Source organism: Cupriavidus sp. GW821-FHT02F09, from assembly GCF_059421605.1.
Genome location: NZ_JBWKVH010000011.1, coordinates 123,135 through 148,555 on the forward strand (window position 1 = coordinate 123,135; position 25,421 = coordinate 148,555).

General features: G+C 66.2%; 25 protein-coding genes. 10 read left to right on the plus strand and 15 right to left on the minus strand.

Annotated elements, in window-relative coordinates:
• Position 1 precedes the first annotated feature (1 nt).
• Genes AC07XB_RS15220 through AC07XB_RS15230 form a run of 3 tightly spaced genes read right to left on the minus strand, consistent with a single transcriptional unit; the run spans position 2 to position 4,051 of the window.
• On the minus strand, positions 2 to 967 hold the full coding sequence (locus tag AC07XB_RS15220; RefSeq protein WP_492826940.1) for an ABC transporter permease: 966 nt from the start codon (positions 965 to 967) through the stop codon (positions 2 to 4).
• 16 nt (positions 968 to 983) lie between these two features.
• Positions 984 to 2,573, minus strand: a complete 1,590-nt coding sequence (locus AC07XB_RS15225) for an ABC transporter substrate-binding protein (RefSeq protein WP_492826942.1) — start codon at positions 2,571 to 2,573, stop codon at positions 984 to 986.
• A 35-nt stretch (positions 2,574 to 2,608) separates the two neighbouring features.
• On the minus strand, positions 2,609 to 4,051 hold the full coding sequence (locus AC07XB_RS15230) for a leucyl aminopeptidase family protein (RefSeq protein ID WP_492826944.1): 1,443 nt from the start codon (positions 4,049 to 4,051) through the stop codon (positions 2,609 to 2,611).
• A 161-nt stretch (positions 4,052 to 4,212) separates the two neighbouring features.
• Between AC07XB_RS15230 and AC07XB_RS15235 the strand changes: the two genes are divergently transcribed.
• Positions 4,213 to 5,625: a lysozyme inhibitor LprI family protein gene (locus tag AC07XB_RS15235; protein ID WP_492826946.1), complete on the plus strand. Its 1,413-nt coding sequence runs from the start codon at positions 4,213 to 4,215 to the stop codon at positions 5,623 to 5,625.
• A 39-nt stretch (positions 5,626 to 5,664) separates the two neighbouring features.
• Here AC07XB_RS15235 and AC07XB_RS15240 read toward each other — a convergent pair whose 3' ends face one another.
• Both AC07XB_RS15240 and AC07XB_RS15245 read right to left on the minus strand, forming a co-directional pair.
• The gene (locus AC07XB_RS15240) at positions 5,665 to 6,561 is read right to left on the minus strand and encodes a hypothetical protein (RefSeq protein ID WP_492826948.1); all 897 of its coding nucleotides are present in this window, start codon (positions 6,559 to 6,561) and stop codon (positions 5,665 to 5,667) included.
• A 205-nt stretch (positions 6,562 to 6,766) separates the two neighbouring features.
• Positions 6,767 to 7,624, minus strand: coding sequence for a hypothetical protein (locus AC07XB_RS15245; RefSeq protein ID WP_492826950.1), 858 nt, complete (start codon positions 7,622 to 7,624; stop codon positions 6,767 to 6,769).
• A gap of 207 nt (positions 7,625 to 7,831) precedes the next feature.
• On the opposite strand from AC07XB_RS15245, the gene AC07XB_RS15250 reads away from it, so the two are divergent.
• From AC07XB_RS15250 to AC07XB_RS15260, 3 genes are all read left to right on the plus strand, one after another.
• Positions 7,832 to 8,221, plus strand: a complete 390-nt coding sequence (locus tag AC07XB_RS15250) for a hypothetical protein (protein ID WP_492811334.1) — start codon at positions 7,832 to 7,834, stop codon at positions 8,219 to 8,221.
• A gap of 238 nt (positions 8,222 to 8,459) precedes the next feature.
• Complete coding sequence (locus tag AC07XB_RS15255; protein ID WP_492826952.1) at positions 8,460 to 9,569, plus strand: LLM class flavin-dependent oxidoreductase; 1,110 nt, start codon at positions 8,460 to 8,462, stop codon at positions 9,567 to 9,569.
• 20 nt (positions 9,570 to 9,589) lie between these two features.
• A complete protein-coding gene (locus AC07XB_RS15260) occupies positions 9,590 to 10,558 on the plus strand; it encodes an ABC transporter substrate-binding protein (protein ID WP_492826954.1) in 969 nt (322 codons plus the stop codon).
• A gap of 78 nt (positions 10,559 to 10,636) precedes the next feature.
• On the opposite strand, the gene AC07XB_RS15265 is transcribed toward AC07XB_RS15260, so the two are convergent.
• The 6 genes from AC07XB_RS15265 to AC07XB_RS15290 form a co-directional block, all read right to left on the minus strand.
• Positions 10,637 to 11,374: a GGDEF domain-containing protein gene (locus tag AC07XB_RS15265; protein ID WP_492826956.1), complete on the minus strand. Its 738-nt coding sequence runs from the start codon at positions 11,372 to 11,374 to the stop codon at positions 10,637 to 10,639.
• 7 nt (positions 11,375 to 11,381) lie between these two features.
• Positions 11,382 to 11,771: a DUF1987 domain-containing protein gene (locus AC07XB_RS15270; protein ID WP_043354443.1), complete on the minus strand. Its 390-nt coding sequence runs from the start codon at positions 11,769 to 11,771 to the stop codon at positions 11,382 to 11,384.
• 29 nt (positions 11,772 to 11,800) lie between these two features.
• On the minus strand, positions 11,801 to 12,370 hold the full coding sequence (locus tag AC07XB_RS15275; protein WP_492372720.1) for a SiaB family protein kinase: 570 nt from the start codon (positions 12,368 to 12,370) through the stop codon (positions 11,801 to 11,803).
• Positions 12,371 to 12,398: 28 nt separating this feature from the next.
• Positions 12,399 to 13,634, minus strand: a complete 1,236-nt coding sequence (locus AC07XB_RS15280) for a SpoIIE family protein phosphatase (RefSeq protein WP_492811340.1) — start codon at positions 13,632 to 13,634, stop codon at positions 12,399 to 12,401.
• A 56-nt stretch (positions 13,635 to 13,690) separates the two neighbouring features.
• The gene (locus AC07XB_RS15285) at positions 13,691 to 14,809 is read right to left on the minus strand and encodes a helix-turn-helix domain-containing protein (protein ID WP_492826958.1); all 1,119 of its coding nucleotides are present in this window, start codon (positions 14,807 to 14,809) and stop codon (positions 13,691 to 13,693) included.
• Between the two features lie 68 nt (positions 14,810 to 14,877).
• Positions 14,878 to 16,395, minus strand: coding sequence for a hypothetical protein (locus AC07XB_RS15290; protein ID WP_492372723.1), 1,518 nt, complete (start codon positions 16,393 to 16,395; stop codon positions 14,878 to 14,880).
• Positions 16,396 to 16,610: 215 nt separating this feature from the next.
• On the opposite strand from AC07XB_RS15290, the gene AC07XB_RS15295 reads away from it, so the two are divergent.
• From AC07XB_RS15295 to AC07XB_RS15320, 6 genes are all read left to right on the plus strand, one after another.
• Entirely contained in the window at positions 16,611 to 16,964 is a 354-nt protein-coding gene (locus tag AC07XB_RS15295; RefSeq protein WP_492372724.1) for a YciI family protein, read from the plus strand.
• A 172-nt stretch (positions 16,965 to 17,136) separates the two neighbouring features.
• Positions 17,137 to 17,550, plus strand: coding sequence for a YciI family protein (locus tag AC07XB_RS15300; RefSeq protein WP_492372725.1), 414 nt, complete (start codon positions 17,137 to 17,139; stop codon positions 17,548 to 17,550).
• Between the two features lie 57 nt (positions 17,551 to 17,607).
• Positions 17,608 to 18,144, plus strand: a complete 537-nt coding sequence (locus tag AC07XB_RS15305; protein ID WP_492372726.1) for an SRPBCC family protein — start codon at positions 17,608 to 17,610, stop codon at positions 18,142 to 18,144.
• Between the two features lie 58 nt (positions 18,145 to 18,202).
• Positions 18,203 to 18,619, plus strand: a complete 417-nt coding sequence (locus tag AC07XB_RS15310) for a VOC family protein (RefSeq protein ID WP_492372727.1) — start codon at positions 18,203 to 18,205, stop codon at positions 18,617 to 18,619.
• 5 nt (positions 18,620 to 18,624) lie between these two features.
• Positions 18,625 to 19,911: an RNA polymerase sigma factor gene (locus AC07XB_RS15315; protein ID WP_492826961.1), complete on the plus strand. Its 1,287-nt coding sequence runs from the start codon at positions 18,625 to 18,627 to the stop codon at positions 19,909 to 19,911.
• 217 nt (positions 19,912 to 20,128) lie between these two features.
• A complete protein-coding gene (locus AC07XB_RS15320) occupies positions 20,129 to 20,485 on the plus strand; it encodes a calcium-binding protein (RefSeq protein WP_492372729.1) in 357 nt (118 codons plus the stop codon).
• A gap of 579 nt (positions 20,486 to 21,064) precedes the next feature.
• On the opposite strand, the gene AC07XB_RS15325 is transcribed toward AC07XB_RS15320, so the two are convergent.
• From AC07XB_RS15325 to AC07XB_RS15340, 4 genes are read right to left on the minus strand one after another with little or no spacing between them, the layout of a single operon-like run.
• Positions 21,065 to 22,264 (minus strand): ABC transporter permease, encoded by a 1,200-nt coding sequence (locus AC07XB_RS15325; RefSeq protein WP_492826963.1) that lies wholly within the window; start codon positions 22,262 to 22,264, stop codon positions 21,065 to 21,067.
• Between the two features lie 3 nt (positions 22,265 to 22,267).
• On the minus strand, positions 22,268 to 23,476 hold the full coding sequence (locus AC07XB_RS15330; protein WP_416052122.1) for an ABC transporter permease: 1,209 nt from the start codon (positions 23,474 to 23,476) through the stop codon (positions 22,268 to 22,270).
• Positions 23,463 to 24,158, minus strand: coding sequence for an ABC transporter ATP-binding protein (locus AC07XB_RS15335; RefSeq protein WP_492372731.1), 696 nt, complete (start codon positions 24,156 to 24,158; stop codon positions 23,463 to 23,465). Before AC07XB_RS15335 ends, AC07XB_RS15330 begins: the two co-directional genes overlap by 14 nt.
• Positions 24,155 to 25,363: an efflux RND transporter periplasmic adaptor subunit gene (locus tag AC07XB_RS15340; protein WP_416052124.1), complete on the minus strand. Its 1,209-nt coding sequence runs from the start codon at positions 25,361 to 25,363 to the stop codon at positions 24,155 to 24,157. Before AC07XB_RS15340 ends, AC07XB_RS15335 begins: the two co-directional genes overlap by 4 nt.
• Positions 25,364 to 25,421: the final 58 nt, after the last annotated feature.

The window sequence follows — 25,421 nt, forward strand, 5'->3', positions numbered from 1 at the left end:
ATCAGGCACGGCGCAGGCGCGGATCCACCAGCAGGTAGACCAGGTCCACCGCCAGGTTGATGCACACGTACAGCACCGCGATCATCAGCAGGTAGGCGGCGATCACCGGCACGTCCACCGCCTGGATCGACGAGATGAACAGCAGCCCAACGCCGGGCCACTGGAACACCGTCTCGGTGACGATGGCAAAGGCGATCAGCGAGCCGATCTGCAGCCCGGTGATGGTGACCACCGGGATCAGCGTATTGCGCAGCGCGTGGCCGTAGTGGATGCGCCGCTCGGGCAGGCCGCGCGCGCGGGCAAAGCGCACGTAGTCGGTGCGCAGCGCCTCCATCATTTCCGCGCGCACCAGGCGCATGATGAGTGTCAGCTTGAACAGGCCTAGCGTGGCCACCGGCAGCACCAGCGAGGCCCAGCCGGAGCGCGTGAGCAGGCCCGTGTTCCACCCGCCCACGGCTATGGTGTCGCCGCGCCCGAACGAGGGCAGCCAGCGCAGCTCCACGGCAAACAGGTAGATCAGCAGGATGCCGATCAGGAAGGTCGGCAGCGAGACACCGACCAGCGACACCGTCATCAGCACGCGGCTGGCCCAGCCGTCGCGCTGTATCGCCGTGTAGACGCCCAGCGCCACGCCGCCCAGCACGGCGACCACCGCCGCCACCAGCGCCAGCTCCAGCGTGGCAGACGCGCGCTCCAGGATGACTTGCGTCACCGGCCGCTTGACCCGGTACGAGATGCCGAACTGGCCATGCAGCACGTTGCCGAGATAGCGCGCGTACTGCACCGGCACGGGCCGGTCGAAGCCCAGTTCGGCCACCAGCGCCTGGCGGTCTTCGATCGAGGCATCCTCGCCCAGCAGGCTGACCGTGGGATCGCCGATATGGCGAAACACCAGGAAGGCGATAAAGGACACGGCCAGCAGCACCAGCAGCGACTGGCCGAGGCGGCGGAGAAGGTGGACCAGCATCAGCGCGCGCCCATTGTCACGACTTCGCCAGCTTGAACAGCTTGAAGTAGGGCGTGTTCGACGGGTTCACCGGGATGTCGAACTTGCGCACCATGGCATAGGTCTGGATCTGGTCATGCAGCGGCAGGTAGACCAGTTCGTTCTGCACCGTGGTCCAGATGCTCTTGATGGTGGCGTCGCGCTGCTTCTGGTCGCCCTCGCTTGAGAGCGAAACGATCTTCGCATCCAGCTCCGGGTTGCTGTAGCGCGTGGCATTGGTGGCGCCGCGTGCATTCTTGCCGCGCGTGTGGACCAGGTAGTCGAAGATGTAGGCGGAGTCGTAGGTCGGCACGCCCCAGCCGTACAGGTAGAAGTCCGTATCCAGGTTGTTGATGGCGGCGGTCTGGATCGCCAGCGGGCGCGAGACCACCGTGGTCTTTACGCCGATGCGGCCCAGGAAGCCGGCAGCCGCCTGGCAGATCGCTTCGTCGTTGAGGTAGCGGTCGTTGGTGCAATGCAGGGTGATGCCGAAGCCGTTGGGATAGCCTGCTTGCGCCAGCAGCGCCTTGGCGCGCGCCACGTCGGGCTTGCCGACCACGTCGAAGGCCTTGTCATAGCCATGCACGAACGGCGGCGCGATGATATTGGTCGGCACCGACAGGCCGCGCATCACGGCCGTCTTGATGGCATTGCGGTCGATGGCGAGCTGGAACGCCTCGCGTACGCGGCGGTCGGCCAGTGGGTTGCGGTCCTTCACGTCCGAGTACTTCAAGGGCGCGTTGCCCACGTTCAGGCCGAAGAAGATCACACGGTTTTCCGCCGCCTGGTTCACGCGCAGCCTGGGGTCGGCGCGCAGCCGCGCCGTGTCCTGGATCGGCAGGTCCTGCACGAAGTCCACCTCGCCGGAGAGCAGCGCGGCCACGCGGGTGGCGGGCGACTTGATCGGCAGGTAGACCAGCTCGTCGATCTCCAGCGGGAACTGGCCACGGCCCCAGTACTGCGGGAAGAGCTTAAGCACCGTGCGCACGTCCTGCTCGCGCGACACCAGCGTGTACGGGCCGGTGCCGTTCACATTGCGCGTGGCGTAGGTCTCTTCCTTGGCCGAGGCGTTCTGCTGTTGCTCCACGTTGTGCGACTTGGACCATGCCGCGCTCAGGATCTGGATATTGGTCAGGTTGTCGGGCAGCAGCGGGTTGGGGCCGGCGGTCTTGATGCGGATGACGAAGGGAGAAACCTTGATCACCTCGGTGATCGAGACTAGCAGCGATTTCATGTCCGAGGTGGGCGACTTGGCGCGCAACAGAGAGAACACCGCATCGTCGGCGGTAAATACGCTGCCATCGTGGAACTTCACGCCCTTGCGTAGCTGGAACTCCCATACCGTGGGGTCGTCCGTGCGCCGCCACGAGGTGGCCAGCGTGGGCAGCAGCTTGCCATCGGCGGTGCGGATGATCAGTGGCTCGTAGACCTGGTGCAGCAGGTTGTGGTTGGGCCCGTTGTTGACGGCATGCGGGTCCAGCGTGGAGGCGTCGGCCGAGCGCGCCCAGCGCAGGGTTTCGGCATGCAGCGCGGGAGCGGCCAGCAATGCGGCGGCCAGGGTGGCGGCCAGCGCCAGTCGTTGGATCATGTCGGTTGTTCTCACTTACGGTAGTTGTCTTGTCATCAGGAATGCGTGGGCTCGCCGGCAACCGCGGGAAAGCGCTGCGCCAGCAAGCCAAAGAGCGCGCGCAGTCCCTGCGCCTCGCCGCCGCGCGGGCGGCCCGGGCGGTCTTCCTGGTTCCAGGCGAACAGGTCCAGGTGCAGCCAGGGCGTGCCGTCCGGGATAAAGCGCTGCAGGAACAGGGCAGCGGTAATGGCGCCGGCCAGCGGCGCGGCGGCGGCATTCTGCGTATCCGCGAACGACGACTTCAGCATGGCGTGATAGGGCTGCCACAGCGGCATGCGCCACAGCGGATCGGCCAGCCGCCGGGCCTGCGCGAGCAGGTCGGCGGCAAGGGCGTCGTCATTGCTGAACAGCGCGGGCAGCTCCGGCCCAAGCGCGACGCGGGCCGCGCCGGTCAGCGTGGCCAGGTCGATGGCGATGGCGGCGCTCTCCTGGCGCTCACCCAGCGCGTGATGCAGGGCATCGGCCAGCACCAGCCGGCCCTCCGCATCGGTGTTTTCGATTTCCACCGACGTGCCATTGGCAGCGCGGATCACATCGCCTGGGCGCAGCGCGCCGGCGCCGACGGCGTTTTCCACGGCCGGCACCACCAGGGTCAGCCGCACGGGCAGGCGCGCCTGCATCACCAGTTGCGCCAGCGCAATGGCGTGGGCCGCGCCGCCCATGTCTTTCTTCATCCAGCGCATGCCCTGCGCCGGCTTGATATCCAGCCCGCCTGAATCGAAGCACACGCCCTTGCCGACCAGCACCACGCGCGGCGCAGCCGGGTCGCCCCAATGCAGCGTGGCCACGCGCGGCGCTTCGGCAGCCGCGCGGCCGATGGCGTGGACCAGCGGGAAGCCCGCATCCGGCAGGGCGTCGCCGATCCATTCGCGGAACTCGGCGCCATGCGCCCGCGCCAGTGCGCGGACTGCTTCCGACAAGCGTGCGGGGCCGAGGACGTTGGCCGGTGTATTGACCAGCCGGCGTACAAGGCCGATGGCTGTGGCCAGCGGCTGGAGGGCTTGCTGCGTGGCCTGTGGCACGACCAGTTGCGCGAGGTCTTCGGCGCCATTCGCCGCGTCGTCCACTGTGTCGTCCACCGTGTCGTCCTCGGTGTCGTCCCAGCTCGCGGGCAAGGCACCGATGGCCCAGCCGAGCGCGGCCAGCGGCGGTTCATCCTGCGCGGCGGTGATGGCATAGCGCCCCGGTGGCAACTGCTTCGGCAGGCCCGCCAGTTGCCACAACGGCTGGGCCGGATCGGCGCCGACGATCACGCCCGCCAGTGCGCCATCGGCATCTGGCAGCAGCAAGGTCTTGCCAGGCAACGGGACGAAGCCGGTTGCGCGTGCCCACTGTGCTTGCTCCGGCGGCAGTTGTTCCAGCAAGGCCGCAAGCGTTTGCGGTGCCGCCACGTGGAGCGGGATGGCGCCATCGGGCAGCGTGGAGAAGCTTTGAGGCATGGAGCAGGTAGCGGCGGGCTTGCCATGAACAAGGACTTGCTAGACTACCGGCCGGTGCGCATCGGCACAAAGAAGCATATTGCGCTTCCATATGCGCTTGTTGAGGGGGCAGTGCCTGCTTGCCTTCCCAGGCTGGAACCACTCAGAAGAGAACGCGCGTTGTGAATGTGAAAATCAGGAATTACTCGTCGCTGATCGCCTTGTTGGCGCTGTATGTCCCTGCCGCACAGGCGGCGCAGGCCGGCATGCAATGCGAGCGCGCGGCGAGCAGCACGGAGATCGCGATCTGCGCCAATGAGGATCTGCGCAAGCTCGATGGCAAGCTCTCGGCCGTGTATGGCAAGCTCGCCAGCGCCCAGGCCCAGCAGCGCGCCGCGCTACGGCAAGCCCAGCTTGCGTGGCTGAAGACCCGGGATCAGTGTGGTGCGGACAAGAGTTGCATCAACGCACGATATGACGAGCGGCTTGCGGCATTGCAGGCGCAACTGCGCGAAGCCGCCGCCTACAAGCCGGACAGCGTGGACCGGCAGGCGCTGGAGGACCTGCGCCAGGCGGTGGAAGCCATGCGCAAGACCGAGCCGGCGTTCCCGCTTGAGAAGGCCCTCGATGCGATCCGCATCAAGACGGGCATGACAACGTTCGCCAACGGGAAAGAAGACAAGCAGACGGGCGACGACGCGCATTTCCCGACGACGCGTCCCCCGGGCGTCACCAGCGACGAATGGCGCGCCTTGCTGGCCTCCGGTATCGACGGCGGCGGGGAGAACGGCAACGCTTCCTACACGCTGATGGATATCGACGGCGACGGCCAGCGCGATCTCATCATCGACACCTATTCCGGCGGGACCGGGCTGTTTTCCTACGTGAGCGCGCTGCGGCGCGAGGGCGGAAAATTCGCAGGCGTCGATGGCTCGACGGGCCGGGCCGACGCGTTGGAGCAAGGAGGCTACCTTTACTCGGTCAACGGACGCGGCGCCAACCAGGCGGCGGACTGGGTCCGCCTGCGCGGACGCGTATATGTAGCGTACCGGAGCAGTTACTACGGGGTGGACAACGTTCACCTGCTGAGGCCGCTGACGGTGGTTGGCGAGGTGCCAAGGCTTGCTGTGCAATACCGCTACCAGCTCTCCATCCCCAGGATCCAGAAGGACGAAGAGAAGGGCGCGGTGACCACGCTGGACAGCACCCTGCATGCCGCCCTGACGCGCGCGCTTGCGCAGGCAAGCAGCGAGGTGGCACGCGATGTCGGCACCATGGACAAGCCCCTTTGCCCGGTTCCGGACACGGTCAAGGGCGATGACCGTGGTGTCTACTACAGCTACGGCCCGGGCCACTACACCTTTGAAATCGTGGCAGACATGCCCGTCTGGGTAGGGCGCCAGTGCTACATCGGGCAACTGGTCGACTGGTTTGGCGGCTATTCACCCAAGGACGGGCTGTTCGCGCAACTGTGGATGCGCAAGCCGGAGGACCAAGAGCAGGCGCAAGCGCGGACGTATTCCGTCAAGGGCTTGCGCACCGCTGTCGGGATCAAGGCGTCGATCGGCAAGGTGGAGGGCGACAACGGCATGTAATCTACCGCTTGCCGCGCCGCTCGTCGCCCGGCAGCCGGATCATTCGCTGATCTCGACCTCCATGTTGGTGATGGTCGGGAAGTGCTTGTCCTCCTTCAGGTTGACGGTAAACGCCACCCCCTTGCGCTTGCCCGCCATGAAGCCGGTGTTGCGATCCAGGTCGGACACAGCATCCTGCAGCGGCGGCGTCAGTTGCTTGTAGAAGGCCAGCACCTGCTCGATGCTGTCGGTGGTCTGCAGCCGGAGCACACGCTTGGCCTTGGCGTTGCTCAGCGCATCCTGCGCGGTGCGGTGAACGATGGCCCGCGGGTATAGCGGCACTTGCGACGAAAATCCCTTGGGGAGCTTGACCGGCTTGGCCGCGGTGTTGGCGGCATCCAGCGTGACGGTCTCCACCTTGGCGATCTTCTCGCCGGAGTCGGTCTGCAGGTCTTCGGGCACGTCCTGGCTCCACGCAACCAGCGGTTGCGCCTTGGCGCGATCGAAGCCGGGCCGCAGGAAGACGGACAGCCGGCCGTGCTGGTCGTCCTGGCAGCCATCCTTGCCGCATTCGCGGTGCACCAGCGCAGCGGCCAGCACGTCACCGCGCTCGTCTACCAGCACGGCCGCGCGCTCGGCGCCATGCGATAGCTGGCGGCGCGACGACAGCACGCGCTGGCCATCGGGCAGTTCCTGCTGGGCCCGGTTGGCGCGCGACTGCAGCCCCGACAGGATCTGCTCGGCCAGCAGGCCGTCCTCCCAATAGTAAGTACCGGACGCATTGCCGGCAAACCGGGTGATGGCGAGATCCAGCGCGGGGGCTTCCCGGGTTTCCTGCTGGTGGCTGGTGTCCAGGACCAGGACGGCATCCGCGGCCAGGGCAAGGGGCGCGGCGCCGAGCGTGGAAAGCAGCAATGCCAGCGCTGCGCAGGAGGCGGGACGAAATCGAAGAGCCATACGGAAAGGAAAAAGGAGAGGAAAAATGGTGGGGATTGTCAGTCCGCTCAACAAGAAAACGGGCCCCGGAGGGTCCGTTTTGACGGGAGGCTGCGAAGCCTGATGTGATCGTAAGTATACTTGGTAATGCCGGGGCGATCGATGCGGGGCCGACAGCGACGGCGGCGACCGGCTTGACATGGCTCCCACATCGTCCTCGCCGCGCTCAGTCGGCGATCTCCACCTCCACGTTGGTGAGGCTTGGGAAGTGCTCATTGCGCTGCGCCTCGACAGAAAACGCCACGCCCTTGCGCTTGCCGCTCACGTAGCCGCTGTTGTCATTCTTGCCGGTCTCCAGTTGCCCCATCGGCGGCGACAACCGTTTGTAGAAGGCCAGCACCTGTTCGATGCTATCGGTGGTCTGCAGCCGCACCACGCGCCTGGCCCTGGCGTCGCTCAATGCATTCTGCCCGGTGCGATAGAGGATGGCCCTCGGGTACAGCGGCACCTGCGCCGGGAATCCCGTGGGGCGCTGGACCGGGCTGGCGCCTGTGCGGCTGGCATCCAGCGTGATGGTCTCCACCGTGGCGATCGTCTCGCCCCTGCCAAGCTTCAGGTCCTTGGGCACATCCTGGCCCCACGCGACCAGCGGCTGGGCCTGGGCGCGGTCGAAGCCGGGCCGCAGGAAAACCGACAGCACGGCGTGCTGGCTGTCCTGGCAGACGGATTCCTTGCCGCACTGCCGGTGCACCAGCGCCGCGGCCAGCACGGCGCCGCGCGCGTCGACCAGCACGGCCGCGCGCTCGGCGCCGTCGGAAAACTCCCGGCGCGACGCCACCAGGCGCAGGCCACCAGGCAGCGCCTGCTCGAGCCTGTGCGGGCGCGATGCCAGGCCGGTCAGCAGTTGCTCGGCCAGCAGCCCGTCCTCCCAGTAATAGGAGCCGGAAGCCAGGCCGGCAAATCGGGCCACGGCCGGTTCCAGCACGGAAACCTCCCTGGTCTCCGGCTCGCTGCCGGTGATCGGGACCAGGACGTAATCGTTGGCCAGGGCATGGGGCGAGGCGGCGACGGCGAAAAGAAGCAAGGCCGATAGAGCGCAGGGGATGGGACGAAATCGAAGAGCCATGCAGAGAGGAGGAAAAGGTAGGAGGGTGTCAGTCCGATCAACGAGAAAGCGGGCCCTGAAGGGTCCGCTTTGACGGCAGGCCACGAAGCCCGATGTGACTGCCAGTATACTTGGCAAATCCGGCTAATTGAAGCCGGGCACCAATGATGGGAAACACAGAGAACCATGAACAAGAAGATGCCAGCAATCCTGATGGCCGCGAGCACGATCGTGCTTGCCGCTCCGGTGCATGCGCAAGCAGACCCGGCTGTGCTCAAGGGCATGTATGACATGTCCCGCAACGTCGCTGGCCTCACCAGCTACTGTGTCGGAAAGGGCTTCCTGAAAGCCGACAGTGTCAAGAACGCCAGGAAGATGGTCGGTCTGATCGCGGGGATCCCGGGGGTAGATACAAGTGGTGGCGAGGCCAGCGAGGCCGCGGGGCTGCGCGGTAACGTGCTGATGCCGGACGGCAAGGAAGAAGGGATTGAAAGCAGCCCGCTCGGCGCCAAGCAGTGGTGCCAAGACTCGGCACAAGGCGTGTCGGACGGTTTGAAGAGCGCGGCCGCCGGCTAATCACGCGGCGCCGAAAAAAATCGCATTCGGCTGCCCGAACCAGCGCTATCGGACGATGGCGCCGGTTCGGCGCCAGCCAGGCAACGGCCGCCCCACAGCGTGCAAAACCGCATATCTTCCCTCGTTCTTATTCCTTAAGGATCGCCTATTCACGGCGTATGTTCATGCTTTGGCGATACGGCGCGCAACTCCCGCGCAGCCGCTTCAAATCATCGCAAACCAGGAACAGGAGCCTACGATGAGCGTGGAAATCATTGGCATGATCCAGAGCCAGAAGCAGTCGGAGATCCATCCGGCCAGCGGACCGGTCGTGGATCGCGACTATGTGCGGGCATTTGCGCAAGCGCATGAGAACGCCGGCTTCGACCGCGTGCTGGTGCCGCATCACTCCACCGGCCCGTCCGCCACGCTAACCATTGCCTACGCGGCTGCCGTGACCGAGCGCGTGCATTTCATGCTCGCGCACCGGCCGGGCTTTACCGCGCCCACGCTGGCGGCCCGGCAGATCGCCTCGCTTGACCAGTTCAGCGGTGGCCGGCTTGGCGTGCACTTCATCTCCGGCGGCTCCGATTCCGAGCAGCAGCGCGACGGCGATTTCCTCAGCCACGACGAGCGCTATGCGCGCACCGACGAGTACCTCGGCATCCTGCGCCGTATCTGGACGCAGGACAAGCCGTTCGACCACGAAGGCAAGTATTACCGCTTCACCCAGGGCTTCTCCGAAGTGAAGCCGGCGCAGAAGCCACACGTGCCGATCTTCTTCGGTGGGGCTTCGGACGCGGCGATTGAAGTCGCCGGACGTCACGCCGATGTCTACGCACTGTGGGGCGAATCGCTCGAGCAGGTCCGCGACATCACCACGCGGGTGCGCGCCGAGGCGGCCACGCATGGGCGGCAGGTGCGCTTCTCGGTCTCGTTCCGGCCGATCCTGGCGCAAACCGAGGCGGCGGCATGGGCACGCGCCAATGCCATCCTCGAAGAAACGCGCCGCCTGCGCGAAGCGGCTGGCCTGGGGCAGGGCGGCCCGCAGCAAAGCGAAGGCGCGCGCCGCCTGCTGGCCGCCGCCGACAAGGGCCCGCGTGTGGACAAGCGCCTGTGGACGGAGATCGCCAAGCTCACCGGCGCGCGCTCCAACTCCACCGCGCTGGTTGGCGCGCCGGAGCAAGTCGCCGACGCGCTGCTGGACTACTACGACCTTGGCGTGACCACGTTCCTGATCCGCGGCTTCGATCCGCTCGAGGATGCCGTGGACTACGGCCGCGAGCTGATTCCCCGCGTGCGCGCGCTGGTGGCGCAGCGCGATGCCGCGGCCGGCGCTGGTGCCGGTGCTGGCCGCAAGGCAGCCTGAAGGGGATGGCGAGCGGCAACATGACGGCGTCCCGAAGACAATTCCTGCGCTACGCCGCATTGGCGGCGGCCAGCGGCGCCTTGCCGTTTACCGTGTCGGCCCAGGGCCGGCCCGTGCTCAAGGCCGGCGACCAGAAGGGTGGCCTGCGTGCCCTGCTGGAGAGCGCCGGCGAGCTCAAGGGCCTGGCCTACGACATCCAGTGGACGGAGTTTCCCGCCGCCGCGCCGCTGGCCGAGGCGCTGAACGCCGGCGCGGTGGATTCCGGCCCGATCGGCGATGCGCCCGCCATCTTCGCGCTGGCCGCTGGCACGCCGATCAAGATCATCGGCGCCAACCGCTCGGACCCGTTCGGCACCGCCGTGCTGGTACGCGCCAATTCGCCCTTGAAGACGGCGGCGGACCTGCGCGGCAAGAATATCGGCACCAACCGTGGCTCCATTGGTCACTTCGTCGCCCTGAAGGCGCTCGAATCGGCCGGCTTGAAGCCCGAGGACGCCAGCCTGCGCTTCCTGCCGCCGGCGGACGCCAAGCTGGCGCTGGTCAACGGCTCGATCGATGCGTGGGCCACATGGGAGCCGTACACCGCGCTGGCCGAGACCAGCGGCCATGCACGCGTGCTGGTGAGCGGGCGCGGGCTGTGGTCCGGCCTGAGCTATCTGGCGGCGACGGACAGCGCGCTGGCCGCCAAGCGCGAGGTGCTGCGCGACTTTCTGCAGCGTGTGGTGCGCGCGCAGGTGTGGTCGTACCAGCATGTGGACGGCTTTTCCGCGGCGCTGGCACGCATCATTGGCATCCCGCCGGAAGCCGCGCGGCTGCAGTTCGAGCGGCGCCGTACGCAGTGGCGCAACATCGATGCAGCAGTGATTGGCGAGCAGCAGCGCACGGCGGATTTCTACCTGAAGGCAGGGCTGCTCAAGCAGCGGCTGGATGTGCGGACCACGTTCGATACCGGTTTTCCGCTGCCGGTGCAGGTCAACCCGGCGAGCTGACCGGGCCGCAGGTGGCGCCGAGCGCGCCGCGGCATGTTGTGGCTTGGCGTCTTGCGTGAACCTGACCGGCGCGGCGCCTCAATGCAACGGCACCACCAGCTCGCTCTCCAGCAAACTGACAACCCGGTTACGCCCGCTCCGCTTGGCCTGATACAACGCCTCATCGGCGCGCGCATAGGCCTGCTCGAAACTCGTCCCAGGGGGACTCCAGCTCACGCCGAAGCTAGCCGTCACCTGCAGCCCAGCCTTGACCGGAAACACATGCTGCTCGATCTGCAGCCGCATGCGCTCCGCCAGTTCGACAGCCGTGTCCAGCGAGCGCGCTGGCAGCAGCGCAGCGAACTCCTCGCCGCCCACCCGGCCGATGACGCCCGCGCCTTGCACCGACCGCTCCAGGCAGTCGACGACGCCGCAGATCACGGTATCGCCGACAGGGTGGCCCATCGAGTCGTTGACCCGCTTGAAGTGATCGATGTCGAGCACGATCAATGACAGGCTGTCCCTCGCCAGCACCGCACCGGCCCGCTCGATGATGGCGCCACGGTTCAGCGCGCCGGTGAGCGTGTCGCGCGTGGCGCGGAATTCCAGCTCGCGGGCCAGGTCCTGCAGGCGATGGTTGAGCCGGTTCATTTCCAGCTCTTCGCGGTCGCTGCGCCGTATCAGGCGCCGGGTTTCGCGCATCAGCCGTTCGTAGTAGCCGATCAGCTCGCCCAGCGTGTCGCGGTATGCCTGGGCACCGGCATCGGGATTGCCGAATACCGCCCTGGCGCCCGCCAGGACGCCGTTTTCCGACTCGAAGAGATCTGGCTCGGACATGCGCTGCTCAGCTCGCCGTGGTGGCGTGGTCGAGGAAATCGATGGCGGGGAAGTCGGCGTGCAGGTCCTGGCCGAATTCCAGGATCGTGTCGTCGTCCACGTCGTGATACCAGTGCACGATGACCCGGTTGCCCTTGTCGGCTGCGTCGTTCATGGCGTCGAACATGCTGAACAGCACCTTGGTGCTGGAGCTGTTGAAGTACGTCAGCGCCACATGCACGGTGACTTCGGTGTCCTCGCAGGCCGCCAGGTATTTGCGCAGGCGCAGGATCACGTCGCCGTAGAATACCGCGGCGTTTTCCGGATAGGACTCGCCTTTGAGGGAGAGCGTGTGCTGCTTGAAATCAAAGCTCACCTCGGGCGAGGTCGGTGTGGCGGCAATGAACAGGTTTTCCATCAGTTTCCCTTTCGATCCCGTTCAGTCATTCAGATGGTTGCGGTAAGGAAGAACATCGTCGATACCGGGTCCGCGTCGATGGGCTGGAAGCTGTACTCCAGCGGCGCGCTGGCGTCGCGGGCTACTGTCAGGAATCCCAGGCCGGCGCCCTTGCTGCCTTCCGGCGCTTCGGCGCGCATGGTTTCCTTGTAGGCCTGCTTGATCTGGTCCAGCGTCATGGTGCGCAACGGCTCCAGCGCGGCGCGCAGTTGCCCCACGCGGGTGAGCGCCACCGGGTTGGAGCACATCAGCCGGTAGCGGTCTTCCACCATGCAGATGCACACCGAACCGTGGCGCAGCTGGTTGGTGTCCTGGGTGGGCGGCGTGAGCGCGTCGGACGAATAGTGGACGATGTTCTGCGCCATCTCCACGAACGAGGAGAACAGCTTGCGCCGGGTCGAGCCATCGACGCCACTCACCGTCAGTTGCAGCCGGACTGCATCGGACATTGCCGCGATGATGTTCTGGGAAAAGTAGCCGACGTAGTAGAAGATCACGTTGCGTTCCCGGGCCATTTCAAAGAATGGCCCATATTCATGGTCAATCGAATTACCGTTCATCTCAGTGCTATAGCAGGCCATTGCAGGACTATTGAACGCGAAAGCAGAAAAACGTGAGGTCGTCGCGGCGGCGGTGATGGCCTTGCCACGCGCGATACTGGTTCAGCACGGCCTCGTTGATCTGCGCCGCCGAGGCATGCCGGCTGCCGCGGATCGCTTCGCGGATGCGGCGCTTGCCAAAGGCGATTTCCTTGGGGCCGCCGATCTGGTCGATCAGGCCATCGGTGGTCACAAACACCACGCTGTCCGGCTGGGTCTGGATAAAGCGGTTCTGCCAGGCAAAGTCCAGGTCGGTGTCCACATAGCCGACGCCCATGCGCTCGCCGTCCACGATCTCGCCTTCCTCCTCGCCGGGCTGGAGCACGAACAGGGCGCTCTTGGCGCCGGCGAACACGAGCCGGCGGCTGGCGTTGTCAAACCAGAAGAACGCCGCATCCATGCCGTCATTCGAGCCAGGCGTTTCATCATCGCCGTCGAGCTGCCCGAGCATCTGCTTGATGCCGCGGTTCACCGCCATCAGGAGCGCGCCAGGGTCGCGCGGGCCGCGCTGCTCGATGGCCTGGATCAGGATGGACGAGGAGATCAGGGTCAGGAACGCGCCCGGTACGCCGTGGCCCGTGCAATCGGCCAGCGCGGCAAACCAGCCGTCCTCGAACGCGGCAAAGTGATAGAAATCTCCGCCAACCACATCGCGCGGCTCCCACACCAGGCCAGCGTCGCCGAGCGTCCTGGCCAGCGCCTCGCGCGAGGGGCGCAGCATCGAGCGCTGGATGGTGCTGGCGTAGTCGATGCTGTGCATGATCTGGCGGTTCTTCTCGGCCTGCATGTCCGCGACCACGCGCATCAGCTGCAAGCCATGCCCGATGCCAAGGAAGCGGCCGTCACGCGCGATGATGAAGCCGTCGGCAAGTGCCTTCTCGCCGTACTCCACCGCCTTGAAGGTCAGGGCCTCGATGCTCATCGCCGCATCGACCACCAGCGGCTCCTTGTCCATGAAGGCGATACAGCTCTTGCGGTTGTACAGCTCGCGGTGATAGGGCTTGCTCATCTGCGACATGAAGATCGCGCGATTGATCAAGCCGATCGGCGTGTCGTTCTCGGTCACCGGCAAGCTGGCAAGGTCCCGGTGCTTGCCGAACACATCGAGGACTTCCTGATTGTTCTGTTCCGTGGTCACCGATGGCGTGGCGACGCAGAGATCCTCGGCACAGGGCTGCCGGAAGCGGGAACGAGCCAAGTGTGAGTCAACCGGAACGTCAGGCATCGCCAGGGCATTCGGACTATTGGGAAGCTGCCGATTGTATGGCGCGCGCATGACAGTCATGTGACATATGGCGCATGCGGCGCGTCCGGGGGCTTCCAGGCGCTGGCGACGGCGCCAGCGCCTGGAAGCCCCCGGAAATCCCTCGGGGACACGCCGTAGGCCCGGCGGAATGCGCGGGTAAAGTCAGAGGCACTGTTGAAGCCGGCCCCATAGGCGATCTCGCCGATGCTGATGTGTGCAAGGCGCAGGAGATCGTCGGCCGCCGCCCGCAACCTGCAGTTGCGGATATACGCGCCAAGGCCGCCTTCGTGCTCGAACATCCGGTACAGGGTTGGGCGCGGCAGCCCGAACGCTTGCAGGATGCTTTCGGGCGAGAGGTTCTCCAGTTGTAGATTGGCCTGCACGTAGCGCTGCACGCGCTCCAGCATGGCGGCGCGGGCGGCCGCGCGCGCGTTGCCGGCAAGGCGCGCCTGCTTGCCGAATGCGGCAACGATCAGGTGCGCGCAGTCGCGGATGGTTGTTTCCGCATCGGCCTCGGACAGTGCCGGGAGGTTGCGGCAGAGCGCCGTCACGTGATCGAAGATCAGGCGCGTCAGCGGCGAGGTATAGGTCACCACGCGGCCATGGATGGACTCGGCATCGGGAATGGCCGCCTCCACCGTGGCGCGCGGCACGAAGAAAGCCAGCACCCGGGCGCGCGTGGGGCGGTGCATGTGCATCGGCTGGTTCATGTCGAGCGCCAGGATGCCAGGCACGAACTGGGCGGATTTGCGCTGCCGGGAGAAGTCCGTCACCGTTTCGGCGATCCCGTCCACGGCCACATGGAAGACGTAGTCGCGCACGCTGTCGGTGGAGATGCGCGCGGTGGTGCGAATCTGGCCCACCGGATCGGTGCGGCTGTCCAGGTAGGTCAGGTCCTTGAGCACATAGGTATCGATCTCGCCCCGGAAGCCGCCGGCAACCTGCGCGCGCGAAACCGGGACATCGAGTATGCGGCCGACATAGTCGCGCCAGGCCGGCAACTGCAGCGTCACCGCCTCGTTCGCGACGGTGAAATGCTGGTGCACGATCGGCGGCGGGGCGGTGGCAGGGCTGGCGGACGCAGCCGGCTGGGCATGCCTTTGCAGATGGGAAGCCAGGATCCGGCTGACGGTGTCTGAATAAGCCTGGGTCATGATGGCGTCGGGGTCAGGAAATAGCTCGCGTCCCTAGTCCGAGCCATTGTACCGATGACGCTCAGAGGCTAGTCGGTTGCCGGTGCGCTCGCTTCCTTCAGTGCGGCCGCGTCGTACTCGCGCGCGGCATCGGCGGCGCGGCCGTTTTCCAGCACGCGGAAGCTGGCCGGGTCGGCGCCGTCGATTGCTACCAGGTTCACATAGCCGATGATATAGGCGTGCTTGCGGTCGCGCGCAAAGTCCGCGTCGAGGAACTCCAGTGTGGGCAGGTGCACGCGCTTGGCCGAGACCGGCCGGCGCCCGAAGAACAACTGGTCGCCCGCCAGCAGGAAGCCAGGGTGCGGTACCTGCAGCGTATCGTGCGGCACGGCTACCTTGAGCGGCTTGTCGTCGCAGAACAATTGCGCGTCGTCCCACGCGTAGCAGCCTGCGATGCGCAAGGCATCCGGGTTCACGCCTTTCTTGGCCTTGCCGCGATAGAAGGCACGGCTGGCATCGCGGGCCCACGAGCCCTGCAGTACGGTAAACCCGGCGGGATCGACCTTGCGCAGGGCTTGCGGCGTTTGGTAATGGTTCGGCGCGTAGAACACGGTGACGCCGTCACTGAGATAGCCATCCCCCAGCGCTTGCAGGCTGGTGATCGGCCGCGAGGAAAGCAAGGTTAGCTCGCACGGACCGTTGGCGTACCAGTGCAGCCAGTGGATGCCATGCGCATCGCCACAGAACACGCCCATCAGGCCGTGGCCAACGGGCATTTCCCTCGCGGCAAAGGTGGCCGGATCGAGCCCGGTGAGGCGATGGCCCTCGTATTCCACTTCTTGCACTGGCGTGGCTTGCGCGGCTGGCGCCTGCAGGCGGTGCCACCAGTAGTCCTGCAGCGCGGGCAGGGCAGTGAAGAAGTCCCGCCAGTGCTCGACCTGGCGGTGGTCGAGCGCGGTCATGCGCTGGCCGTCGTCGATGGGGCCGATCTTGTCGGTCATGCGCAGCGGGCCGTCACCACTGGGCGCTACCACCAGGCTGGCGCGGTCGGCTTCGATGCGCTGGCCGAAGTAGTACACATGTCCAGCATCGGCAATGTAGTTGCCCGGCAAGCCCACCACGGTGGCGCCATCCGCGCCGATCACGCGCTTGCCGTTGAAGTAGGCCGACTCGGCGTCCACGGCGTAGTAGTCATGCATGTAGGTCACCGGCTCCAGCGGGCCATTCTCCGGCCAGCGCCAGTCCTGATAGACCAGCGGCCGGAAAGCCTGCGGGCTGCGGGTGCGGATGGTTTTGCCGGTAATGAAGTAAGCCTGGCGGGCGTCGCGGGCGTAGCGCTCGTTGAGGACTTCGAAGGTGGCGATGTCGGCGTTCTCGATCCGGTAGAAGTAGTACCAGGCCGCACCGCTGCCTTGCTGAGCCTGCACGATGACGTGCTCGCCGTCGGTGAACCAGCGCCCGGCGATGCAGCGGAACGCCTGTGGATGGGCAATGGGCAGCGGGCTGCCGTCCTTGGCCCAGAGCGGCCGGTCGCCGTGCGACCAGATCACGGTGTCGCCCTCGATGAAGTACGAAGGATGGTTGGTTGGCTGGCGCGATGCGGTCATGGGAAGGCGTTGGGTGCCGAGTGGAGCAAGGTCGACATATTAAACTGTCCGCCCAGATCGGCAATGGTTGGCGAATCCTCGGCCATTGCAATTAACGGCCAAGCATTTCTGCCATCCATCAGTGGCGCGCCGGCCGCTTGCGGCCGGCGGCCGCGGCGTGCAGGATGTGGGCGGTAAGCCATACCCGAAAATGCGCAAATCAAAGTGGAGACCCTATGTCGTACATGCTGTTGATTGTCGAACCCGTTGGCCAGCGCGCCGAGCGTTCGCCGGAAGAAGGGCGCCAGGCTTACGCCAGCATGCAGCGTTTTGCCGAAGGCCTGAATGAGCGCGGGCTGCTGCTGGGTGTCAACTCGCTCACGTCGCAGGCCAATGGCGTGCGCGTGCAGGTGCGCGAAGGCCGCCGCGACCTGCTCGACGGCCCCTTTGCCGAGGCCAAGGAGATGATCGGCGGCTACTTCCTGCTTGACTGCGCCACGCAGGACGAGGCCATTGCCATCGCCGCCGAGTGCCCCGCCGCGGCATGGTGCGCCGTGGAGGTCCGCGAGGTCGGGCCTTGCTTCCTGTAAGGCAGCCGGCGAGGGGCTTTCCTAGGTAATTACCCTTGGTCTTGAGGTTTTTTTGCCTCGGATGTCGATCCGGCGGCGCGCGGTTCGTCGTACCGGTAAGAGCCAGCTAGATGGCAGCGCCCTGCCACCGCCATGGCTTACCACCGACAAACTCAAGCTAAGGAGAACCGCGATGCGATTCATGATCCTGGTGAAGGCCACGCAAGACAGCGAGGCCGGCGCGATGCCGGACGAAAGCCTCTTCGCGGCGATGGCCGCGTATCACGAGCAACTGGCCAAGGCGGGCGTGCTGCTGGACGCCGCTGGCCTCAAGCCCACCGCCAATGGATGGCGCATCCGTTATGCCGCCGGCCAGCGCACCGTCATCGACGGGCCATTTGCGCAAAGCAAGGAGATAGTGGCGGGCTACACGCTGATCCAGGTGCGCAGCCGCGAGGAAGCCATGGAATGGGCGCGGCGCTTCCCGTCGCCGCATGGCGATATGGCCGACGGCGAGATCGAGGTACGGCAGCTGTTCGAGCTGGAGGACTTCGCGCCGAGCCCTGCGGTGGAGCGCATTCGCGACCTGGATGTCGGCCAGCACTGAGCCAACGATCCCACGATCTCACTCTAGCCCAACCCACCCTTTGCCGGATCCGACACCATGCTCAAGCCCATCCTGCTCGCCGCTTTCGGCGCCATTGCCCTGCTGCTGATCTACGCCGCCACGCGGCCCGATACCTTCCGGGTCGAGCGCAGCGCCAGCGTCAAGGCGCCGCCGGAGCGCGTGTTCGCGCTCATCAACGACCTCCACAACTTCAACCAGTGGAACCCCTATGAAAAGAAGGACCCGTCCCTGAAGGGCACCTACGGCGCCACGCGCAGCGGGCAGGGCGCCGCCTACGCCTGGGAGAGCGACAAGGTGGGCGTGGGCAGCATGGAAATCCTCCATGCGGTGCCGGCCTCCAAGGTCACGATGCGGCTGGATTTCATCAAGCCGTTCGAGGCGCACAACACCGTCGAATTCACGCTCAGGCCGCAGGCCGATGCCACCAACGTGACCTGGTCGATGGAAGGTGGCGTGCCGTACTTTGCAAAGCTGATGCACCTGGTCTTCAATATGGACAAGATGGTCGGCAACGATTTCGAGCAAGGGCTGGTCAACCTGAAGACACTGGCCGAGGCGCCGGCGGCCCGGTAAGCGGGGCAACCCGCCGAGCTTCCACCCAATCACGCGAAACCGAATCCTAGGACGAATCATGCATAAGCAAATCTACCTGAACCTCGCCGTGGCCGACCTGCAGCGCTCGCAGGATTTCTTCAAGGGCCTGGGGTTCACCTTTAACCCGCAGTTCACCAACGACAGCGCTGCCTGCATGGTCATCGGCGAGAACATCCACGCGATGCTGCTCAAGCATGCATTCTTCCAGACCTTCACCACCCGCAAGCTGTGCGATACCTCCGAGAGCACCGAAGTGCTGATCTGCATCTCCTGCGAGAGCCGCGCCGAGGTGGACGCCCTGGTCGCCAAAGCCGTGGCCGCCGGCGCAACGGCGCCGCGCGCGCCGCAGGACCACGGCTTCATGTACGGGCACGGGTTCGATGATCTCGACGGGCATATCTGGGAGTTGGTGTATATGGAGCCCTCGGCACCCGGCGCGACCAGCGCGGCCTGAAACACATGGTGACGACGACACCGACGCAGCGGGCGATCGAAGCCGTCTGGCGCATCGAATCCGCCAAGGTGATCGCCCACGTTGCACGCGTGGTGCGCGACGTGGGCCTGGCCGAAGAACTGGCGCAGGATGCGCTCGTTGCCGCGCTGGAGCGCTGGAGCGAGACCGGCGTGCCGGACAACCCGGGCGCCTGGCTGATGACCACGGCAAAGAACCGCGCGCTCGACCATCTGCGCCAGCAGGCACTGCACGCCCGCAAGCACGAGCAGATCGGCCAGGATCTCGAAGCGATGGAGGCCCACGTGGTGCCGGATTTTGTCGATGCGCTGGATGCCGCGCGCGCGGATGACATCGGCGATGATCTGCTGCGGCTGGTCTTCACCGCCTGCCACCCGGTGCTCTCCACGGATGCGCGGGTCGCCATGACGCTGCGCCTGCTGGGCGGGCTGACCACCGAGGAAATCGCGCGCGCCTTTCTCACGCCGGAGGCCACCATTGCCCAGCGCATCGTGCGTGCCAAGCGCACCCTCGGTGCGGCCCGCGTGCCTTTCGAAGTGCCCGGCCCACAGGCACGGGCGCCGCGCCTGGCGTCGGTGCTGGAGGTGATCTACCTGATTTTCAACGAAGGTTATTCCGCTACGGCTGGCGACGACTGGATGCGCCCCGCGCTGTGCGAGGAAGCACTGCGCCTGGGCCGCACGCTGGCCGGCCTGGCGCCGCAGGAAAGCGAGGTGCACGGCCTGGTAGCGCTGATGGAGATCCAGGCCTCGCGCACGCATGCACGGGTCGATGCGCAAGGCCGCCCGGTGCTGCTGCTGGAACAGGACCGAAGCCGCTGGGACCGCCTGCTGATCCGGCGCGGGCTGGCGGCGCTGGCGCGCGCGCAAGAGCTGGGCGGGGCGCTCGGCCCCTACGCCTTGCAGGCGGCGCTGGCCGCCTGCCACGCCCGCGCCAGCGCCGCGGCTGATACCGACTGGGCGCAGATCGCCGCCATCTACGACGCGCTGTCAGAGGTGGCGCCGTCACCCGTGGTGGAGCTGAACCGCGCGGTGGCGATCGGCATGGCTTTCGGCCCCGAGGCCGGCCTGGAACTGGTGAACGCGCTTCTCACCGAATCCTCGCTGGCGAAGTACCACTTGCTGCCCAGCGTGCGCGGCGACTTGTTGTACAAGCTCGGCCGCTTCGCCGAGGCCCGCGCCGAGTTCGAGCGCGCGGCCGGCATGACCCGCAACACCCGCGAGCGCGAATTCTTGCTGGGGCGGGCGCGGGATGCGGGGGCTCCCCGGCCCTGACCCGCCAGCGCGCATTGCCGCGCGTCACCACCGCCTGACTGGCAAAACGCTAATATCAGATACCGAAATAACTAAATTCCGCAATGCCGGAAAGCCGACGATGATCTTAGCCACGGGCCCGGGGGATCGATTGCTCCCGATCTCTGCACAAGCCATCCGGTCGCCCACGCTCGCGGGACCGGCGGGCAATACCATCGAAGTGTTCCAGGAGACTCTAATGATTCCACGGCTACTGTCGACCGCCAGCCTGGCGCTGGTCGCATTCCTTGCATCCGGCACTGTCGGCGCGCAACAACCCGCGCCACAACCCGCACCCCAGGCGGCGCCGCAAGCGCCCATGAATCCAAAGGAAGCCAAGGCGAAATTCGCAGAGAAGTTCGCTGCCGCCGATACCAACCACGACGGCAAGCTGAGCCGCGAGGAAGCAGAGGCCGGCATGCCGGAGGTCTACAAGAACTTCGACAAGATCGATACGAGGAAGAAGGGCGCGATTACGCAGAAGCAGATTGGTGCGTACTTTGCGGCCAAGGCCAAGCAGAAAGCCGCGGCGCAGAATCCGGGAAGCCTGAACTGACCTGGCGGTGCCGGCAGGGAGCTTGCGAGCTGAAATGCGCCCAGGTTCCGCCGGCAGCGGACGGTGGGACAGTATCGCAAATGCGGGTCCCTGACGACAGAGATCCCCGGAAAACTGGCCGGATCAAAGCCAGTGCCGGGGAGCTTTAATGATTCCTTGATTCCTTGATGCCTAGATTCCTTGCTTCCTGGATTCTCTTTATACCTTTGATACCTGACAACGACGGCGGATCTCTGTTGTTCTTTCAGTCAGGTCAGGAGATTGAAGGCGAACCCTAGCGCAATCGCGCCGCCGAGCGCCTCCACTGCTGCCAGCGCGAGAAGGTTCTTCAAGATGAAGCTTTCGTCCTGCTTGGTCACCATGGTGTTGTCTCCTGGAGTCGGAATCCCACGGCTGGTATGTAGTGGCAAGCTAAGCAGTGCCATTCCACGCTCCAGCCACGTCTTGATTCGCTTCCAGTAGACCGCAACCCGGAGCCGGAGAGAAGCTGGCATAAACCCCTATTCAGGCAGCCGGAGGAGCGCTGGCCTGGAAGCCGAGAAAGCTGCGGTTCGGGTTCCAGTTTCCAGTTTCCAGTTTCTATTCCGAGCGCAAGGCCTCCTGCGGAGCAAGCCGTGCCGCCCGGCGTGCCGGCAGCACCCCGGCAGCCAGACCGATCACCACCGCCACCAGCTCAGCCAGCACGGCGTAGGACCACGGTGTGTGGACTGGCAGCGCCGGCAACGCCGCCGCGAGCACCAGCGCGATGCCCCATCCCAGCAGCAGTCCGGTTATGCCGCCGATGGCGGCGAGCAGCGCGGCTTCACCAAGAAAGAGGAGCATGACCTGTGCCTCGGTCGCCCCGATGGCGCGCAAGAGCCCGATCTCGGATGTGCGTTCGGCCACAGCGATGGTGAGAATCGTGAGGATTCCCACGCCGCCCACGATCAGCGAGATGGCGCCGATCGCTGCTACCGCGAAGGTGATGGCATCGAGCACGGTGCCGAACACCTCTAGCATCTTTTGCTGGGGCGTGACGGTGAAGTCCTCGGCACCATGGCGCGCGCTCAACAGGCGCTTGATGCCGTCCTCCACGTCGGGGAGCGGGGCGGTGGGATCGTAGGTGACCTCGATCTCGACCAGGCTTTCCCGGTTGAACAGGTCCAGGGCACGGCCAGCCGGTATATAGACCGTATCGTCCAGGTCGAAGCCCAGCATCTGGCCCTTCGCTTCCATCACGCCCACCACGCGATACCGTTCACCGCCTATGCGGATGCGTGCGCCCAGCGGGTTGTCGCCGCCGAACAGTTCGCGCGCCACTCTTGCGCCGAGTACCGCCAGCGTCCGCGCGGCGCGCGGATCGTCATCCGGCAGGAATTGCCCGGTGGCCACGCGCATGCTCAGCGCCTCGGTGAAGCGGGGCCCGACACCATACAGCGTCACCCGCCTGCTCTTGCCGAGGTAGTCGACTTCAGCATTGCCCTGCACCAGTGGGTTGGTCACGCGCACGTGGGGGGCATGGCGCAGGGCGATGGCGTCTTCGATCGTGAGCGGGCGCACGGTGTTGATCGACCCGAGCGAAGCGCCGTGGGTCTGGGTGCGGCCTGGCGTCACGCCGATCAGGTTGGTGCCGAACTGGGTGAACTCTTCGATCACGAAGCGATGCAGCCCTTCGCCGATCGAGGTCAGCAAAATGACCGCGGCGATGCCAACGGCAATGCCCAGCGCGGTGAGCGAGGTGCGTAGCCGGTGAGCAGCCAGCGAGGCGACGGTGAAATGGATGAAGTCTGCGTAGCGCATGGGTCACCGTCCTGACAGGGCCAGCACCGGATCCAGCTTTGCCGCGCGTTGGGCCGGTGCCACGGTGAAGGCGATGGCGGTCACGACGGCGATGACCGGCGCCCCCAGCAAGGCCCACCAAGGCGGCGTGAAGGGAATCGCCGGATAGAGCTGTACGGCAAGCCTGCACGCGGCTTCGCCCACAGCCAGGCCCGCGGCCACGCCACCGAGCGCCAGCAGTACGGCTTCAGTGAGAAAGAGCAGCCGGATGTGGCCGGCGGTGGCGCCGAGCGCCTTGAGCAACCCGATTTCGCGCTGCCGCTGGGTCACGGCAATCAGCATGACGTTCATGATGAGGATGCCGGCCACGGCAAGACTGATGGCCGCGATGCCGCCCACCGCCAGCGTGAGCGCGCGCAGGATGCGGTCGAACGTGGCGAGTACCGCGTCCTGTGTGATGACGGTCACGTCGCGCTTGCCTTCGTGGCGCTGGCGAATGATCTCCTCGGCGTCGGCCTTGGCGCCCTGGATCTGCTCGCGGGTCTTGGCCTCGATCAGGATGCGGAACAGCGAGTCGGTGTTGAACAGCGCCTGGGCCGCGGAAAGGGGAACGATGACCAGCTCGTCCGTGTTGAAGCCCAGCGATTCACCCTGGCCGGCCAGCAGCCCGATCACGCGAAAGCGCCGATCTCCGATGCGCAGCCACTCACCCAGCGCCTGGCGCGTGCCGAACAGCTCCATCGCCACCCTGGTGCCGATCACGCATACGGGCTGGCCATGGTGCGGATCGCCCTCGGGCAGGAAGCTGCCCTGGGCCAGCGCCATATGGCGCACCGCCAGCAATTCGGCGGTGGACCCCAGCACCGGCGCCTCGCGTCGCCGTGCGCCGACATGCAGATCCGCATTCCCGACAATGAGCGGCGCGATGCGCGCGACGGCGGGACTGCGCCTGAGTGCGAGCGCATCGTCCAGCGTCAGGTCGCGCGTGGTTGCGCCCAGCACGATCCCTGGCGCTGCGCCGGCTGTTTCGCTGCGCCCGGGCAGCACGATAACGAGGTTGGTGCCAAGTGCGCCGAACTGGTTCACCACATATAGCCTTGCCCCCTCGCCGAGCGCGCTCACCGCCACCACGGCGGCAACGCCGATGCCCATCGCGAGCAGGATCAGCAGGCTGCGTGAGCGGTAGCCGCGCAGTACCTGCCAGGTGAAGTCGAGAACGTCAGTGAGCCGCATGGCTATCCTGCCGCGCCTCGTCACCGGCAATGCCGCCATCCACCATGCGCAGCCTGCGCCGGGAGCGGGCGCCAATTTCCGGGTCGTGCGTGACCACGATCAGCGTTGCCCCCTGTGCATGCAGGCCTTCCAGCACGGCCATGACTTCCTGGCCGGTATGCCGGTCCAGGTTGCCGGTGGGCTCATCGGCGAGAATCATCGCCGGGCGCATGGCCATGGCACGGGCGATGGCAACCCGCTGGCACTGCCCGCCCGAGAGCTCGTCGGGCCGGTGCCGGGCGCGGTCTTGCAGGCCGTACTCACCTAGCAGCGCGTCCACGCGGCGCCGGCGTTCGGCCGGGTCCATCCCTGCGAGCACCATCGGCAGCTCGATGTTCGCGGCGGCGGTGAGGCGCGGCACCAGGTGAAAGAACTGGAATACAAAGCCGATCTTCTCACGCCGCAGGCGCGCCAGTTCGTCGTCCGGGAGAGCGGTGACGTCGCGGCCGCCCAACTGGTAAGCCCCGGTGTCGGCGCGGTCCAGCAGGCCCAGGATATTGAGCAAGGTGGACTTGCCGGAGCCCGATGGGCCCATGATGGAAAGGTACTCTCCCTGAGCAACCGCCAGGTCGATGCCATGAAGCGCGTGCACAGCCTCGCCGCCCAGCACGAACGTCCGCCCGATGCCGTCGAGCCGGATCATTTTGCTTGCATCTCCGCTGTAGCCGGTTCTTCCTCGACAGCGGCGATGCCCGCCTGGAGACCAATCCGTTCCGGTGAGGTGACGACGCGCTCGCCGCGCCTGAGCCCCGCGGTCACCTCGGTGAACTCCGCGTTGGCAATCCCGGTGCCGATCGTGCGCGCTTCCAGCCTGCCGGCGGGGGTCAGCACCAGCACGCGGTTGCCGGATGCCAGCGCCGTGGTAGGGATGCGCAGCGCCTGGTCGCGGGCATCGGTCACGATTTCCACATCGGCGCTATAGCCCACCAGGAGATGGCGGACTAGGTCGGGACTGTCGAACTGGACCTCGACCTCAACGGTGCGGGCCTGCTTCTCCAGCGCCAGGACGTAGGGTGCGACGCGCCGCAACCTGCCCTCGAAATGCCTGCCGCGATAGGCGTCCAGGGTGACCCGCGCCGGCATGCCTACCTGCAGGCGAGCCGCGTCGATCTCGTCGATCGGCGCGGATACATAGAGGCACGAGTCATCGATCAGGTCCACGGCAGGCAGCGTCGGGATGCCGGGCGGCGAGGGCGTCAGGTACTCGCCAATCTCGCCGTTGACTTCGGCCACCACGCCGTCGAAGGGCGCTTTCAGCACCGTGCGCGCAGTATCCGCGCGCGAGGCGGCGATACGCGCCCCGGCCTCCTTCACCTGCGCCTTCGCGGATTCGCACGCGGCACGCCTGGAGTCGGCGTCGGCATCGGTCCGCTCCACCGCCTGGGGTGAGACGAAGCCTTTCGCCACCAGTTCCCGCGAGCGCCTGGCGTCGCTTGCCGCCACCTTGGCTAGTTCGCACACTTCGCGCACGTGCGCGGTGGCTGTCAGCAACTGGTGTTGCGAGAGTTGTTCGCGCGCGACCAGGTCTTCGTTCCACAGGACGAGAAGTACCTGGCCAGCCTTCACGCGATCGCCCTTGTGGATATTCAGCACCTCGATGCGTCCGGCCGCCGGAGGCGCCAGCTTCGCCCGCCGGCAGGCTGAGACCGAGCCCGCCCGTGTGTTGGCGACAGTGGCCTCGACGCGCCCCTGCTCGACCTTGGCCGTCAGTACCGCTACCGGCTTGGCTCGGGTTGCGTACCAGCTTGTGCCAACGAGGCCTGCGAGTATCGCCACGACAATCGCGATGCGCCTGACGAGGCGGTTGCGCGTCAGCGTTCCTGGCGGAGACAGGGGCTTGTCTGGCATAGGGTAAGAGATGCGAAGACGTCGGCGGCGAATGCTGCGATGCATCAGCCTCACCGTC

Coding starts and splice junctions, on each gene's coding strand:
- AC07XB_RS15325 (WP_492826963.1), bottom strand. CDS start 22,264: ATGCGCTACGCAGACTTCATCCATTTCACCGTCGCCTCGCTGGCTGCT.
- AC07XB_RS15270 (WP_043354443.1), bottom strand. CDS start 11,771: ATGGAAAACCTGTTCATTGCCGCCACACCGACCTCGCCCGAGGTGAGC.
- AC07XB_RS15295 (WP_492372724.1), top strand. CDS start 16,611: ATGTCGTACATGCTGTTGATTGTCGAACCCGTTGGCCAGCGCGCCGAG.
- AC07XB_RS15265 (WP_492826956.1), bottom strand. CDS start 11,374: ATGTCCGAGCCAGATCTCTTCGAGTCGGAAAACGGCGTCCTGGCGGGC.
- AC07XB_RS15305 (WP_492372726.1), top strand. CDS start 17,608: ATGCTCAAGCCCATCCTGCTCGCCGCTTTCGGCGCCATTGCCCTGCTG.
- AC07XB_RS15280 (WP_492811340.1), bottom strand. CDS start 13,634: ATGCCTGACGTTCCGGTTGACTCACACTTGGCTCGTTCCCGCTTCCGG.
- AC07XB_RS15315 (WP_492826961.1), top strand. CDS start 18,625: ATGGTGACGACGACACCGACGCAGCGGGCGATCGAAGCCGTCTGGCGC.
- AC07XB_RS15250 (WP_492811334.1), top strand. CDS start 7,832: ATGAACAAGAAGATGCCAGCAATCCTGATGGCCGCGAGCACGATCGTG.
- AC07XB_RS15240 (WP_492826948.1), bottom strand. CDS start 6,561: ATGGCTCTTCGATTTCGTCCCGCCTCCTGCGCAGCGCTGGCATTGCTG.
- AC07XB_RS15220 (WP_492826940.1), bottom strand. CDS start 967: ATGCTGGTCCACCTTCTCCGCCGCCTCGGCCAGTCGCTGCTGGTGCTG.
- AC07XB_RS15300 (WP_492372725.1), top strand. CDS start 17,137: ATGCGATTCATGATCCTGGTGAAGGCCACGCAAGACAGCGAGGCCGGC.
- AC07XB_RS15230 (WP_492826944.1), bottom strand. CDS start 4,051: ATGCCTCAAAGCTTCTCCACGCTGCCCGATGGCGCCATCCCGCTCCAC.
- AC07XB_RS15320 (WP_492372729.1), top strand. CDS start 20,129: ATGATTCCACGGCTACTGTCGACCGCCAGCCTGGCGCTGGTCGCATTC.
- AC07XB_RS15335 (WP_492372731.1), bottom strand. CDS start 24,158: ATGATCCGGCTCGACGGCATCGGGCGGACGTTCGTGCTGGGCGGCGAG.
- AC07XB_RS15285 (WP_492826958.1), bottom strand. CDS start 14,809: ATGACCCAGGCTTATTCAGACACCGTCAGCCGGATCCTGGCTTCCCAT.
- AC07XB_RS15225 (WP_492826942.1), bottom strand. CDS start 2,573: ATGATCCAACGACTGGCGCTGGCCGCCACCCTGGCCGCCGCATTGCTG.
- AC07XB_RS15340 (WP_416052124.1), bottom strand. CDS start 25,363: ATGCCAGACAAGCCCCTGTCTCCGCCAGGAACGCTGACGCGCAACCGC.
- AC07XB_RS15260 (WP_492826954.1), top strand. CDS start 9,590: ATGACGGCGTCCCGAAGACAATTCCTGCGCTACGCCGCATTGGCGGCG.
- AC07XB_RS15255 (WP_492826952.1), top strand. CDS start 8,460: ATGAGCGTGGAAATCATTGGCATGATCCAGAGCCAGAAGCAGTCGGAG.
- AC07XB_RS15290 (WP_492372723.1), bottom strand. CDS start 16,395: ATGACCGCATCGCGCCAGCCAACCAACCATCCTTCGTACTTCATCGAG.
- AC07XB_RS15275 (WP_492372720.1), bottom strand. CDS start 12,370: ATGAACGGTAATTCGATTGACCATGAATATGGGCCATTCTTTGAAATG.
- AC07XB_RS15310 (WP_492372727.1), top strand. CDS start 18,203: ATGCATAAGCAAATCTACCTGAACCTCGCCGTGGCCGACCTGCAGCGC.
- AC07XB_RS15330 (WP_416052122.1), bottom strand. CDS start 23,476: ATGCGGCTCACTGACGTTCTCGACTTCACCTGGCAGGTACTGCGCGGC.